Source organism: Microvirga antarctica, from assembly GCF_017921815.1.
Taxonomy (GTDB): domain Bacteria; phylum Pseudomonadota; class Alphaproteobacteria; order Rhizobiales; family Beijerinckiaceae; genus Microvirga; species Microvirga antarctica.
Map to the genome: position 1 here is coordinate 292,262 of NZ_JAGEMM010000002.1, position 14,494 is coordinate 306,755.

The 14,494-nt window shown below is 63.9% G+C and carries 11 protein-coding genes; 6 read left to right on the forward strand and 5 right to left on the reverse strand.

All coding sequences use genetic code 11. The features are described from left to right. Nucleotides 1-16: 16 nt before the first annotated feature. Nucleotides 17-1,828, forward strand: coding sequence for an ATP-binding cassette domain-containing protein (locus tag J4G32_RS08755; RefSeq protein WP_210485855.1), 1,812 nt, complete (start codon nt 17-19; stop codon nt 1,826-1,828). A 51-nt stretch (nt 1,829-1,879) separates the two neighbouring features. On the opposite strand, the gene J4G32_RS08760 is transcribed toward J4G32_RS08755, so the two are convergent. Both J4G32_RS08760 and J4G32_RS08765 read right to left on the reverse strand, forming a co-directional pair. Then, complete coding sequence (locus J4G32_RS08760) at nt 1,880-2,653, reverse strand: tellurite resistance TerB family protein (protein WP_210485857.1); 774 nt, start codon at nt 2,651-2,653, stop codon at nt 1,880-1,882. A gap of 94 nt (nt 2,654-2,747) precedes the next feature. Further along, on the reverse strand, nt 2,748-3,767 hold the full coding sequence (locus J4G32_RS08765) for a fumarylacetoacetate hydrolase family protein (protein ID WP_210485859.1): 1,020 nt from the start codon (nt 3,765-3,767) through the stop codon (nt 2,748-2,750). 78 nt (nt 3,768-3,845) lie between these two features. On the opposite strand from J4G32_RS08765, the gene J4G32_RS08770 reads away from it, so the two are divergent. After that, on the forward strand, nt 3,846-4,934 hold the full coding sequence (locus J4G32_RS08770) for a TRAP transporter substrate-binding protein (RefSeq protein ID WP_210491082.1): 1,089 nt from the start codon (nt 3,846-3,848) through the stop codon (nt 4,932-4,934). A 64-nt stretch (nt 4,935-4,998) separates the two neighbouring features. Here the strand turns inward: J4G32_RS08770 and hmgA are convergent, their stop codons facing one another. Further along, a complete protein-coding gene (gene hmgA, locus J4G32_RS08775; RefSeq protein WP_210485861.1) occupies nt 4,999-6,363 on the reverse strand; it encodes a homogentisate 1,2-dioxygenase in 1,365 nt (454 codons plus the stop codon). A gap of 92 nt (nt 6,364-6,455) precedes the next feature. Here hmgA and J4G32_RS08780 point away from each other — a divergent pair, with 92 nt between their 5' ends. The 4 genes from J4G32_RS08780 (at nt 6,456) to J4G32_RS08795 (ending at nt 10,569) form a co-directional block, all read left to right on the forward strand. After that, nucleotides 6,456-6,953: a MarR family winged helix-turn-helix transcriptional regulator gene (locus J4G32_RS08780; RefSeq protein ID WP_210485863.1), complete on the forward strand. Its 498-nt coding sequence runs from the start codon at nt 6,456-6,458 to the stop codon at nt 6,951-6,953. Beyond that, the gene (maiA, locus tag J4G32_RS08785; protein ID WP_210485865.1) at nt 6,950-7,576 is read left to right on the forward strand and encodes a maleylacetoacetate isomerase; all 627 of its coding nucleotides are present in this window, start codon (nt 6,950-6,952) and stop codon (nt 7,574-7,576) included. The genes J4G32_RS08780 and maiA overlap by 4 nt, the downstream gene beginning before the upstream one ends. 58 nt (nt 7,577-7,634) lie before the next feature. Next, nucleotides 7,635-8,774: a 4-hydroxyphenylpyruvate dioxygenase gene (hppD, locus tag J4G32_RS08790; protein WP_210485867.1), complete on the forward strand. Its 1,140-nt coding sequence runs from the start codon at nt 7,635-7,637 to the stop codon at nt 8,772-8,774. 469 nt (nt 8,775-9,243) lie between these two features. Further along, nucleotides 9,244-10,569 carry a porin gene (locus J4G32_RS08795; RefSeq protein ID WP_210485871.1) on the forward strand — a complete coding sequence of 442 codons (1,326 nt, stop codon included), beginning with the start codon at nt 9,244-9,246 and terminating at the stop codon, nt 10,567-10,569. Nucleotides 10,570-11,323: 754 nt separating this feature from the next. Here the strand turns inward: J4G32_RS08795 and J4G32_RS08800 are convergent. After that, complete coding sequence (locus J4G32_RS08800) at nt 11,324-12,274, reverse strand: alpha/beta fold hydrolase (protein ID WP_343232616.1); 951 nt, start codon at nt 12,272-12,274, stop codon at nt 11,324-11,326. Next, nucleotides 12,274-14,379, reverse strand: a complete 2,106-nt coding sequence (locus J4G32_RS08805; RefSeq protein WP_210485873.1) for a lytic transglycosylase domain-containing protein — start codon at nt 14,377-14,379, stop codon at nt 12,274-12,276. Before J4G32_RS08805 ends, J4G32_RS08800 begins: the two co-directional genes overlap by 1 nt. Between the last annotated feature and the right edge of the window lie 115 nt (nt 14,380-14,494).

Genomic DNA, 14,494 nt, shown 5'->3' on the forward strand with positions numbered 1-14,494 from the left:
TGTCACGGAAACGGCAATGGCTGCACCTCCCCTCCTGACCCTTCAAAACATCGCGCTCACCTTCGGGGGGACGCCCCTGATTCAGAATGCGGAACTGTCGATCGCGCCGGGCGAGCGCGCCTGTCTTGTCGGGCGCAATGGCTCGGGCAAGTCGACGCTTCTGAAAATCGCCGCGGGCCTCGTCGAATCCGATCGCGGCACGCGCTTCGTGCAACCGGGTGCGACGATCAGGTATCTCGCGCAGGAGCCCGATCTCGGCGCGTTCGAGAGCACGCTCGCCTATGTGGAATCCGGCCTCGGCCCGGGGGACGATCCATATCGTGCCCGATATCTGCTGGAGCAATTGGGCCTGACCGGCGAAGAGCAACCGGCCTCCCTGTCGGGAGGCGAGGGCCGCCGGGCGGCGCTCGCCCATGCCCTGGCGCCGGCGCCGGATATCCTGCTGCTCGACGAGCCGACGAACCACCTCGACCTGCCGGCCATCGAATGGCTGGAGAGCGAACTCAAGAGTCTCCGCTCCGCCATGGTGCTGATCAGCCACGATCGGCGTTTTCTCGAGGACCTGTCGGAGGCGACGATCTGGCTCGACCGCGGTTTGACCCGCCGGATGGATCGTGGCTTTGCCCATTTCGAGGCCTGGCGTGACGCCGTTCTCGAGCAGGAAGAGCTCGATCACCACAAACTCGACCGCAAGCTTGCGGCCGAAGCCGACTGGCTGCGCTATGGCGTGACCGCTCGGCGCAAGCGCAACGTCCGGCGGCTCGGCAATCTGCATGCCATGCGGCAGCAATACCGCGAGCATCGCGGCGCGGTCGGCACCGTGACGATGACGCTGGCCGAGAGCGAGCAATCGGGCACGCTGGTGGTCGAGGCGGACAAGATTTCCAAGTCCTACGGGGAGCGCACCTTGGTCTCGGACCTGTCCCTGCGCATTCTGCGTGGCGACCGGCTCGGCATCGTGGGGCCCAACGGCGCGGGCAAGACCACGCTCATCAATCTCCTGACGGGCGTCACGAAACCCGATGAGGGTCGCATCCGTCTCGGCTCCAACCTCCAGATGATCACCCTCGATCAGCGCCGCATGAGCCTTGACCCCAATGCGACAGTTGCCGAGACCCTGACGGGGGGACGCGGCGACACGGTCGTGATTGGTGGCATCACCAAGCATGTCATCGGCTACATGAAGGACTTCCTGTTCGCGCCCGAACAGGCTCGCACCCCCGTGAGTGTGCTCTCAGGCGGCGAGCGCAACCGGCTGATGCTGGCCCGCGCGCTGGCCCAACCGTCGAACCTCCTCGTTCTCGACGAGCCGACCAACGATCTTGACCTTGAAACGCTCGATCTCCTCCAGGAGATGATCACCGACTATGCCGGCACGGTCATCCTCGTCAGCCACGATCGTGATTTCCTCGACCGCACCGCGAGTTCGCTCCTTGTGTCGGAAGGCGAGGGTGTGTGGAACGAGTACGCGGGCGGCTATACCGACATGATCCGCCAGCGCGGGCAGGGCGTGCAGGCGCGGGTCATCGCCAAGGACGACAAGCCGAGGGCAGCGCCCAAGTCAGCGTCCGCACCAACCGCGCCCGCCAGGCGCAAGATGAATTTCAACGATCAGCACGATCTCAAGACGCTCCCGGCCAAGATCGGTGAGATCGAGGCCAAGATCGCCAAGGTTCAGGCGATCATGGCCGATCCGCAGCTCTATGCGCGCGATCCGGAACGGTTCCAGAAGGCGTCGATGGCGCTGGCCACCCTGCAGAGTGACCTATCGGCCTCGGAAGACCGCTGGATCGAGCTGGAAATGCTGAAGGACGAGCTGGGCGGCTAAGGTCGCGCCGGAAAAGCGCGGGGCCGCCGAAGCGGCCCCGGTAACCACGTATCAGGCAATGGCGCCGCGGACGCCGTCGATCTGGGTGTCCAGATGGGCCACGAGATCCGCCGGCAGGTCCAGCAGCGCCGTCAGCCGGTCGAGATAGGCCTTTTCCTCGGGCGTGTTCACATCCCCGATGGCCATGCGCGAGGCGGCATAAAGTTCGGCCGCCTGCTCCTTCGTCCTGGCGAGCCGCGCGATGGCGGCAGCATCGGCAGGCTTCCCCATGACGTCCATAAGGAAGCCCTTCTCCGCGTTCCCCAGCCCAAGTTGTTGAATCTGCTGCTGGATGCGCGTGGTCTCCTCGCCATCGAGATGACCATCGGATTTCGCGGCGGAAATCATCGCCTGGACCAGCGCCAAGCCGAGTTCGTTGCCGTTCTTGTCCTTCTCTTCATCAAGGTGAAAGCCGCTTCCCGCGGGAGCCTGGGCCGGAATGCGGTCGAGGGGAGCAGCGCCCGGCGCCTGATTCTTCTTCCAGTCGTCGTAGGCCTTGAAGGCGACAGCCGAGAGGACCGCGAGGCCGCCGGCCTTGAGCAACGACCCCCCCGCCGAGCGCCCTGCGCCGGAGCCAAGGATTATCGACAGGAGGCCGCCGCCGGCAAGCCCGCCCATGCCGCCGGGGATCTTGGACACGATATCGCTGAGGCTGCCTTGCAGCCCGCCCATGCCCGACCCGCCGCCAAAACCACCCTGTGGCGGACGTGCGCCGCCCATCGGGTCCGCCTGCCGGGCGTTGCCCTGACCTTGCATGAGGCCTTCCAGAATGCTGCCGAGATTCATCGTTCACGCTCCCTGTGCTTGCGCTGTTATTCGGGGGAAAGACCCTGAGGAGGAAAGGGTTCCGTGCATGATCCCGAAGGGCCACGCCGACCTGTCAGGCGTCCTTGCTGTACCGCGTCACTTCCTGTTCGATGGCGCCGAAGAGGGAGTGGCCGACCTTGTCCTTCATTTCGATGCGCACGACGTCGCCGAACGACAGGAACGGGGTCTGGCTTTGCCCGCTCCGGAGCGTCTCCACGCACCGCTGTTCGGCAATGCACGAATAACCGACGCCGCCTTCGGCCAAAGGCAATCCAGGACCGCCGTCTTCGGCCTTGTTGGACACGGTTCCCGAGCCGATGACGCTGCCCGCGGTGAGGCTGCGGGTCTTGGCCGCGTGGCTGATCAGGGCCGGAAAATCGAACGCCATGTCGATCCCCGCATTGGGCCTGCCGAACGGCTTCCCATTGAGGCTCGAGAGCAGGGGAAGATGCAGCCTGCCGCCATCCCAGGCCTCGCCCAGTTCGTCCGGGGTGACGGCGATGGGTGACAGGGTGGAGGCGGGCTTCGATTGGAAGAAGCCGAAGCCCTTGTCGAGTTCTGCGGGGACCAGCGCCCGCAACGACACGTCGTTGACGAGCACCACCAGCAGAATTGCCGCCGCTGCCTCCTCCCGGCTCGCGCCCATGGGCACGTCGCCGGTGATGACGGCGATTTCAGCCTCGAAATCGATTCCATGGGCCTCATCGAGTGCGCGAATAGGGTCCCGGGGATTGAGAAAACCGTCCGCGCCGCCCTGATAGATCAGCGGGTCGGTCCAGAACGACTCCGGCATGGCCGCCCCGCGCGCTTTTCGCACCAGCTCCACGTGATTGACGTAAGCGGACCCATCCGCCCACTGATACGCGCGGGGCAGGGGGGACGCGCAATCGTGTTCGTGAAACCTGATCGACGGAACCGAGCCGATTTCGAGCTGCGCCGAGAGATCGGACAGCAATGGCGCGACCCTCGCCCAGTCATCCAGGGCTTGCTGAAGCGTCGGAACGATGAAAAAAGCGTCCGTCGCCCGCGTGAGGTCTTTCGACACCACCACCAGACGGCCGTCGCGGCCTTGCTTTAGGGAAGAAAGCTTCATAGCCACCCGCCGGGTTATTGTGCTTCAGTAGCTTGCAACAAATTGAATCTCAGGGAAACGCCTATGACGTCCTCGACCATGAAAAGACGAAGCTTCCTGACCGGCGCAGGCCTTGCGGCCGCGGCCGGAGCCGTGGCCTCGCCTGCGATTGCGCAATCCATGCCGGAAATTCGCTGGCGGCTCACCTCCAGTTTCCCCAAATCCCTCGATACGATCTTCGGGACGGCGCAGACCTTCGCCCGCTACATGGCCGAAGCCACCGACAACAAGTTTCAGATCCAGACCTTCTCGGCCGGCGAGATCGTGGGCGGCGGACAGGCGCTCGATGCGGTACAGAATGGCACCGTCGAATGCGCCCACACGCCGAGCTACATGTATATCGGCAAGGATCCGACGCTGGCCTTCGGAACCGGCGTCCCCTTCGGCCTCAATGCCCGCCAGCAGCATTCCTGGTGGCATTTCGCCGAAGGGCAGAAAATCACCAATGAGGTGCTTGCGCGCTACAACGCAATCGCCTTCGCGTGCGGCCAGTCCGGCACGCAGATGGGCGGATTCTTTCGCAAGGAGCTGAATTCGGTCGAGGATCTGAAGGGACTGAAATTCCGCATCGGCGGTCTGGGCGGCGATGTGCTCGCCAAGCTCGGCGTGGTGCCGCAGCAGATCCCGGCCGGCGACGTCTTTCCGGCACTCGAGCGTGGCACCATCGATGCGGCCGAATTCGTCGGTCCCTACGATGACGAGAAGCTCGGATTGGTGAAGGTCGCCAAATACTACTACGCGCCCGGCTGGTGGGAGGGTGGCGCGATGCTCCACCTGATGATCAATCTCGACAAGTACAACGCCCTGCCGAAGAACTACCAGTCGATCATCTTCCATGCCTGCGAGGCTGCCAATAACTGGATGCTGGCGAAGTACGACTTCGTCAATCCCGGCGGCCTGCGGCGCCTGCTGGCGCAGGGGGTCGAGCTTCGCTCTTTCCCGCTGCCGATCATGGAGGCGGCGTTGAAGTCGGCCAACGAGTTGTATGGCGAAATCTCCGCCAAGAATGCCGATTTCAAGCGGGCCTACGACTCGATGGTGGCTTATCGCGGCGAGGTGTTGCCCTGGTGGCAGCTCAATGAATACGCGTACGACACGTTCATGATCCGCACGCGCGGACGCTCCTGAACCTGCGATCGTCCCTGTCATGCCGGGCCTTTTCGCGGCATGACAGGGGTCACAGCCGCCATGCTCAATCGGGGTCGCGACGGGTTGGGTCGAAGGTCTTCTTCAGACCGTGCCAGCAATCGCTGTAGTCCTTCTGCAATGTCGCCGATTCCGCGGCGTATTTCGTCACCCGTTGCGGAAATCGCGTTTCGAACATGAACGCCATGGTGCCGGTGAGCTTGACCGGCTGGAGGGCCACTTTACTCGCATGATCGAAGGCCGAAGCGTCGGGCCCGTGCGGCAGCATCTGATTGTGCAGCGAGAACCCGCCCGGCACGAATCCCTCTGGCTTGGCGTCGTAGACGCCGTAGACCAGACCCATGAATTCCGACATCAGGTTGCGATGATACCAGGGCGGCCGGAAGGTGTTCTCGGCCACTGACCAGCGCTCCGGAAAAATCACGAAGTCCACATTGGCCGTTCCCGGCGTTTCGGATGGTGCGGTGAGCACCGTGAAGATCGACGGATCCGGGTGATCGAACAGGATCGCGCCGACCGGTGAGAAGTGGCGCAGGTCGTATTTGTAAGGCGCGTAATTGCCGTGCCATGCCACAACATCGAGGGGGGATTGGCCGATCCCGGTGCGATAGAGTTCACCACCCCATTTGACGAAGAGCCAGGACGGCTCTTCCCGGTCTTCGTAGGCCGCAACCGGTGTCAGGAAATCGCGCGGGTTGGCCAGGCAATTGGCGCCGATCGGGCCGCGATCCGGCAACGTGAAGCCGCCGCCGTAGTTTTCACACAGATAGGCGCGGGCCTTACCGTCAGGCACCTCGACGCTGAAGATGACGCCGCGCGGCAGGACGCAGATTTCTCCGGGCTCGATATCGATCACTCCGAACTCGGTGCGGAAGCGGAGTCGATTCTCCTGGGCCACCACCAGGTACTCGCCATCTGCGTTGAACATGTAGGCGTTGGTCATGGAAGCGGTCGCGACCAGCACATGGGCTGCCATGCCCACCTGCGTGTCTGAATCGCCGGCTGTGGTGATCGTGCGCAGCCCATCGAGAAACGTCACATTGCCATCCGGAAACGGCGTCGGATCCCAGCGCAACGGGCCGATGGCGAGGTCGCTCTCTTCCCGGCACGGCGCCGTGCGCATCAACCCCTTGTCGACCTTCGTGTAGCGGCCGGAATGCTTGACGCTGGGCCTGATGCGGTAAAGCCATGAGCGCTGGTTGGTCGCCTGCGGAGCCGTGAACGGGGACCCCGACAGTTGCTCCGCATACAGGCCGTAATTCAGTCTTTGGGGCGAGTTGCGACCCAGGGGCAATGCGCCGGGCAGAGCCTCCGTCTCGAAGCTGTTGCCGAAACCGGACATATAATGCGGCACGATGGCGCTCGACCGCGCGTCGGGGACGGGCCTATGGGGAACGGTCCGATCATCCATGATGTCCTCCTTGCCAAGCAGTTCATCGTCTCAAAGTGGTTGCGTGTGCAACGAATAGCGGGTATTGGTTGCTTGAGCAACGGTTGGTGTCAATGGCAATCGCAACGTCGGCCTTTCAGGATGATCCCGACGCCCTCGTGATCCTGGAGCGGTTCCTGCCCTATCGGCTGAACGTGCTGGCGAGCTTGAGCTCCAATGCGCTGGCCCAGATCTACGCGGAGCGGTTCGGTCTCTCCATCCCGGCCTGGCGGGTCATCGCCACCCTCGGGCAATACGAATATCGCACCGCACGGGATATTGCGGCCCATGGCGTCATGCACAAATCCACGATTTCCCGTGCTGTCTCCGCGCTCGAAAAGCGTGGCCTGGTCGGCAGGCGCCCCAATCCGGCGGATCGGCGCGAGGAGCTGCTGGCGCTGACCGAGAAGGGCGCGGCGGTCTACACAGCGCTTGCCCCGCAGGCCCTGGCGTTCGAGCGGCAACTCCTGTCAGTCCTCGAACCGGGTGAGCAGCGAGTCCTCGCGGCGCTGATGGACAAGCTGACCACGAAAGCGCGCGCGCTGGCCCCTGACGAAGAGGGGCGAGCATGAAGCTCTATACGTATTTCCGGTCGTCTGCGGCCTATCGGGTGCGGATCGCCCTTAACCTCAAGGGCGTGACGGTCGAATCCGTTGCCGTGGATCTGCTGAAGGGCGAGCACAAACTTGCGCCTTTTGCGGAGATCAACCCACAGCGCCGGGTGCCGGCCCTCGACATCCAGGGCACCATCCTGCTGCAATCCCCGGCGATCCTCGAATACCTCGACGAGGTTTATCCCGAGCCGCCCCTGCTGCCGATCGGCGCCCTGCAGCGGGCCAGGGTGCGTGCGGTCGGCAGCATCGTCGCCTGCGATATCCATCCGCTCAACAATTCCGGCACCCTCGCGTATCTCAAGACCCGCCTCGGGCAGGACCGCGCGAGCATGGATTCCTGGTACGCCCATTGGGTCACAGCCGGGTTCGATGCCATCGAGACCCTCCTTCAGCCCGGCCCCTATGCGTTCGGATCACGGCCGACGCTCGCCGACATCTATCTCGTTCCACAGGTCTTCAATGCGCGCCGTTTCGACATCCCGCTCTCGCCCTATCCGAGGATTGTGGCGGTCGAGGCCGCCTGTTCGCGGATCGACGCCTTCGAGCGGGCGGCGCCGGCGCGCCAGCCGGATGCCGCCTAAAGACTCGGTCGGCCAACATTCGTCCGCGCGTCGCGGACATGCCGCAGGAGGAAAAGCCATGGGTCCGTTCCCTCACGACGCACCGCCGCCCGAAATCTCCCCCGAGAACCCCATGGGCACCGACGGGTTCGAGTTCGTGGAATTCTGCCACCCTGACCCGCAGGCCCTGGATACGCTGTTCAAAAGAATGGGCTTTTCGCTTGTGGCGCGGCACCGCTCCAAGACCGCCATGCTGTACCGGCAGGGCGATATCAACTTCATCGTCAACGCCGAGCCGGGCTCATTTGCCGAACGTTTCGCGAGCCAGCACGGGCCATCGGCCCCCGCGATGGCGTTTCGGGTCGTCGACGCACAGCAGGCGTTCGAACGGGCGCTGTCCCTTGGGGCGAAACCGGTCGCGACTCAGACGGGACCCCACGAGCTCGTCATCCCGGCCATCGAGGGCATCGGCGGGCTGCAGATCTACCTGGTGGATCGCTACGGCGAGAAGGGATCGATCTACGACGTGGATTTTGAATGGATCGGCGAGGCCGACCCCCGGCCTGAAGGGGTTGGGCTCCATTACCTCGACCATCTCACCCACAATGTCGTCCGGGGACGCCTGGCCGAATGGGCAGGCTTCTATGAGCGGCTGTTCAATTTCAGGCAGATCCGCTATTTCGATATCGCCGGCAAGATGTCGGGCCTGCATTCCCGGGCCATGACCAGCCCGGACGGCAAGATCCGCATCCCGATCAACGAGGATGCCGGCGAGCGCGGCCAGATCGAGGAATACCTTCAGGAATACAAAGGGGAGGGCATCCAGCACGTGGCTCTGGGCTCCACCGATCTCTACCAGTCCATCGAGACCCTGATCGAGCGGGGCGTCGACTTCATGCCCGCACCCAACGACGTCTATTACGGCCGGATCGACAAGCGGCTCCCCCGTCACGGCGAACCCGTCGACCGACTGCGGCGGGACGGGATCCTCATCGACGGGGAGGGCGTGGTGGAGGGCGGCTTTACCAAGGTGCTTCTGCAGCGGTTCGGCAAGACCGCCATCGGGCCGATCTTCTTCGAATACATCCAGCGCAAGGGCGATGACGGATTCGGGGAGGGCAATTTCAAAGCCTTGTTCGAATCCATCGAGGAGGACCAGATCCGCCGGGGCGTTCTGAAGCCGCGACTCACTGAGGATCAGGCGGAGCAAAGACGGTGATTCGAGGCGGCTCGCGTACTGTCCAGCCGCTATCGCGAGAAAATGAGCCATCGACGGCGGCCGGTGGGCGCGGGCGCCGGTTTTCAACGCTGCGGCACAAAAGAGGCTCATCGGGCGGCAGAGAGGCTGGCTCCTTCCTCTCGGCCACCCTCCTCAAACCCTTTCCTGGTAAGGGTTTGTTAAGAATTTCCCGGCGGATCTTTACAATTGGTTAATTTCCGGCTGCCGAACGTGTCCATTGTGCAACAGCCCCTTGAAAAGCCGGGTGCTCTGCCGCTTTTGCGCCTTCATTCGATTGCGCCCGGTGCGGCTCTCAGTAATGTGACTTCAGCGGCGGGGGCACCCCAGTCGTGAATTTCCGGCTCCACCCAATGAGGGGTGGTTCCGCCAATTTCTAGGGGAAATGGGACGCGCTTCCTTGAGGCGCTAACCCGGGCCCCCCAGGGTCTCGAAACTTTGGAGGTCAACTATGAAGCTCGTTAAGAGCCTTCTTCTCGGTACGGTCGCGGGTCTCGCCGCCGTTGCTGGCGCTCAGGCTGCCGATCTTCCCTCGAAGAAGGCTGCACCTGTTGAGTACGTTCGCGTTTGCTCCACCTACGGCGCAGGCTTCTTCTATCTTCCCGGCACCGAAACCTGCCTCCGCGTTGGTGGCCGTGTTCGCGCTGACTATCTCTACAACTCGCCCCTGACGCGTCAGGCTGACTCGGTCGGCTTCCGCGCTCGTGGTCGTATCCAGCTCGACGCACGTACGGCAACGGCTTACGGCCTTCTCCGTTCGGTCGTCCGCTTCGAAATCACCCGTTCGTCGGCAACGCCGTTCGGCAACACCGGCACGATCGGTACTGCTCCGAACGTCGCTCAGGCGTTCATCCAGTTCGGCGGCCTCACCGCTGGTCGCGTGACCTCGTTCTTCTCGAACGGCGATCTCCCGACCGGTCACATGGGCACGCTGCGCTTCGACGACGCTCCTGACGTCGACCTGTTGGCCTACACCTTCACGTTCGGTAACGGCTTCTCGGCTTCGATCTCGATCGAAGACGGCCTTGACCGTCGTCAGTCCGGCTTCATCGCTGGCGGCCCGACCGCTCTTGCTCTGACCTACGCTGGTCAGCGCACGCCCGACGTCGTCGCCAACCTGAAGTACGCTGGCACCTGGGGCACGGCACAGCTGTCCGGTGCGGTTCACCAGATCCGCGCAGGCAACCTGTTCACCAACGCAGCAGGCTTCTCTGACTACCCGGATACCGAATACGGCTTCGCCGTTGCAGGTTCGGTCGGCGTGAACCTGCCGCAGCTCGCTCCCGGCGATGCTCTGTGGTTCGCAGCGACCTACGCTGATGGCGCTCTGTCTTACCTCAACGGCGGCAACGCAGGCACCATCATCAGCCCGATCACCGAGTTCGGCGCTGGCAACATCCTCCTCACCGACGCTTACATCAACTCGCTCTCGGGTGATATCAAGCGCGGTCGTGGTTGGTCGCTTGCCGGTGGTCTGCGTCACTACTGGACCCCGACCGTCCGTTCGAACTTCTTCGGTTCGTACATGCGCATCAACTACTCGGGCGGATCGGATCAGATCCTCGCGAGCGGCACGACTGTCGGTCTGCCTGACTTCAGCGAATACCGCGTCGGTGCCAACATCTTCTGGCAGCCGGTCAGCGGCCTCGATCTCGGTGTGGAAGTGATCTACGCCAACATCGATCCCCGCGGTCGTCTGGCAGTCACGAACTCGATCAACCCGATCAGCTCGTCTGACTCGTGGGAAGGTCGTCTGCGCGTGCAGCGCGACTTCTAATCGGTTCAATCCGATTGGTTCAGGAAACCCCGGTGGCAACACCGGGGTTTTCTTTTTGCGCGGGTCTCAATGCTCGTGGCTTGGGGTGGACGACCCCCATGGCGGTGTTTCAGGCGGCTTTCCTGGCTTGCCATTCTCTGCGGCCGGGCTGTTGCTGCCAACGCGGCACGGGTCACGCTCTATTTGGCGACGGAAGACTGCCGATACACGCGAAACGGAGCAGTCGGATTTTCGCATTCACTGTCGGGATGAGAGCGATACTCGCCCAGACCCGCGCGGCGGAGCGAGGAATCAGGCCGGCTTGAGCAATCCTGAGCCGCAGCCCGCGACATCGCGGATGAGAGCGATGGCCGCATCGAGCGACGGGCTGGACGAGGCTTTCGGGCCCAGTCGGCAACTCTCCGCCGCCGACGCACTCCGGGGAACGAGCCACCCCGGCCGGATCGGACGACATCGCGGATGAGGAATGATCGTTGCACCGATGTCCGGATGGTCCTTTGGCGCCGGAGCATGGCGTTCAGCGTGCCCGGCTCAGGCCGCGTGGGAAGCGTCGGCGCGCCCGACATCGCGGATGAGGTTGACCATCGAACTCATCCTTCGATGCCACTTTATCGCGGCAGCATGGCGTTCAATGGGCCTGATTCAGGCCGCGTGGGAAGTGTCGGCGCGCCCGACATCTCGGGTGATCATTGATCAGTGAACCGATCTCCGGATGGTCCTTTGTCGCCGGAGCATGGCGTTTTACGGGCCCGGTTCAGGCCGCCTGGGAAGCGTCGGCGCGCTCGACATCGCGGATGAATTCGATGATGGCACCCACCATCTTGCCCTCGATCGCGGGGGCATGGCCTTCATCGGGGGCCGTGAGGGCGGTCAACCCCGGATGCGCGTCGGCCATCATGCGCAGGGTCTGGGCCGACAGAAGATCCGAATTCGCGCCTCTGATCGCCATCATCGGGACTTGCCGCAGGCCGTGGAAGAACGGCCAGAGATCCGGCAGCGGCACACCCAGGTCGATGGTCGCCAGCATTTTCATCAGAGCCGGATCATAGCGCAGGACCAGCCGGCCATTTTCCTCGCGCCAGGTGCCGGCCGCGAGGCGGCGCCACTGGGCGTCGGTGTATTTGGGAAACTGCGCCTCCGAGATCTGTTTCAGCATGCGGCCCGCCTCGTCGAAATCCCGGGGAGGTGGCAGCTTTCCCACATATCCCTTGATCCGGGCGATGCCCTTGCCCTCGATGACCGGCCCGACATCGTTGAAGACGACGGCGCGGATCAGGTCGGGCTTGATGGCTGCCAGCGCCATGGTGATCAATCCGCCCCGCGAGGTTCCCACGAAGACCGCGCGCGTGATGCCGGCCGCTATCAGGACCTGGAGAACGTCGTTGGCCTCGACCCGCACGTCGTAGTGGCGCCAATCCTTGTCCCATTCCGACCGGCCCCGGCCCCGGTAATCCAAGGCCAGGACACGGCGCGGATGGGCCGGGTCGGCGCTGAGGACGCTGGCAAGCTCGTGGAAATCCTCCGAGGTGCGGGCGAGCCCCGGGAGGCAAACGACCGGTACGGCGGACCCTAGGTCCGGCCCGTAATCGCGGGCGTAGAGTGACAGGCCGTCGGCGCTCGACACGAACAGGTCGCGGAAGCCCCCATCCCAATCGATGGCTCCCGCGGGTTGCGCGCCCGGGTCCCTTTCTGTCGCAGGTCCCACTACTCGTCCCGAAGGGCGTCGGCGATCACGTCGCCGCTGGAACTGGTGATGGAATCCGCCGTGGTCGGCGCGGCACCGATCAACCGTTCGCGATAGACGTTCAGGTTCTCCATGACACGTTGGACATAGTTGCGTGTCTCATAGAACGGGATGCGCTCGATCCAGTCGACCATGTCAATTCCTGGCCGGCGGGGATCTCCATAGGCGGTGATCCATTTTTTCACGTTGCCGCCCCCCGCATTGTAGGAGGCGAAAGCCAGAATGTGAGAGCCCTTCCAATCCTCCATCAACTCGCCGAGATGGGCGGAGCCCAGCTTCGCGTTGTAGGCCGGGTCGTCCACCAGCCGGTTGAGATCGAACCCGACCCCGAAGCGCTGCGCGGTGCGTTTGGCGGTCGCGGGCATCAACTGCATGAGGCCCCGGGCGCCGGCGCTCGAGACCGCGCGCGGATTGAAGGCGCTCTCCTGACGGGCGATGGCGTAGACCATGGCCGGCTCGACCTCGTCCCCAACCGGCGCATAATCAGGGATTGCGGCCAGCGGGTAGGCATGCAGATCAAGCGGAAAGCCGCGCTGTGAGGCGATTTTTCCGACAAGCAGGACCGCTCGGGGATTTTGCTGAGCGGCCGCGATGGAGGCAAGCGCATCGAGCTGGCCGGGATTGTCGAGGGTTTGGGCCAGATCCGTGTAGAGGGAGAGGGAGAGTTCGGCCTCCCCGGCCTGTCCCAGAATTTTCAGGGCGCGAATCGGCGTCCGCTGCTCGAATGCCGAGCGGTCATCCACGAGCAGAGGTTCCACCTGGCGCAGAGCCACGGGCTTGGTCAGCTTGGCGATGGCCAATTGCCCGTAATAGGTGGTCGGCCGTTCGGCCGCCTGGGCGAAGAAGGCTTCCGCTTCGTCGTGCTGGCCGGCTGTCTCAGCGGCCCGGCCCTGCCAATAGGCGACCCGTGCGACCGAGATCGGCGTCGAACCGGTTCTGGCCACGGTGGCGAAATGCCGGGCGGCGGTTTCGGGATCGCTGAGGAAACGCAACGCGATCCAGCCGGCGTGAAACTCCGCTTCGATCTGCTGTGCGGGCGACTCGGCCCCGTGGCGGCTCGCTACCTCATAGGCGGTCTTCGGATCGTTCTTGTCCAACAGGGCGCGGGCAACCAGGCGTCGCTCGGCCCACCACTCGTCCCCGTCGACGAGGGATTCATGGTCGCGCGGAGCCTCGGCCAGCACCTTTGCGGCCGCCAGAAGCTGGTTGTCGCGACGCAGATAAAGAGCCCGGGAGAACAGGTAGGAGGCGTCCTTCCTCAGCGCTGCCGGCACGTCCGCAAACGCCTTTTCGGCATTCTTCTTGCCGCGAAAGAGGCCCATCCGCGCCTTGACGAGACTGCCGTAATCCTTGCCCGCATAGCCCGCGGCGCGGGTCGCGGCGGACCAGTTTTCCTTTAACAGGAAGCGTTCCATGCGAAAGCGATGGTCGGATTCGGTCAGGACTCCGCCAAAGCGCTCGATCAGGCGGGTTTCCAGGCCTTCGCCGAACGTGTCTTCGCGCCAGACCTGGCGGATCTGCTCATTGGCCTGCCCATCGAGGCCCTCGGCCTTCATGGCGAACGCAAGGGCAATCCGGCCGGAGCCAGTGCTGGGCGGTTGATCGGCAAAGAACGCCCGCACTTCGCCGGCAGGCCGGCGTTCGGTGAGCAACACCTCTTCCATCCGTCGGCGCAGCAGGGCGGTGGCCGGCCAGTCGGGGTTGTCGCGCTTGAAAGCGGACAGGCGGTCAAACCCCATGGGAATCGCTCCGCGGATCGCGAACCATTCGGAGAGCGCCACGGCTGCCGGGTCGGAGAGGCGGCTCTTGAGAATCAGCGCCTCCGTCCAATCGCCGCTACGATAAGCCTTGAAAATCAACGGCAGCAGCGCGACATCGCCAAGAGCGGGCGCTGCCGTAACGGGAAGCTCGGGAAGGGAGTTGCCAAGGCCAAGTTCGGCGCTTGCCACCATAGCCGGGCGGGGGGGCGGGATCGTCACGACCGGGCCAGCGGCCACCTGCGGCACAAGTGCCGACAGAGTCGCGGTGGTCAGAATTGCACCAAGCAATCGGGCTCTGAGGTTCATGCGATCCCCAATTTCGTCACGGGTTAAGCCGTGTGACGATGATTATCTTGAAGAAACACTAACCAAGTGCTTAGGACAACCTCCACTGGGGGAGTTTGCGCCGATGCGCCGCAGC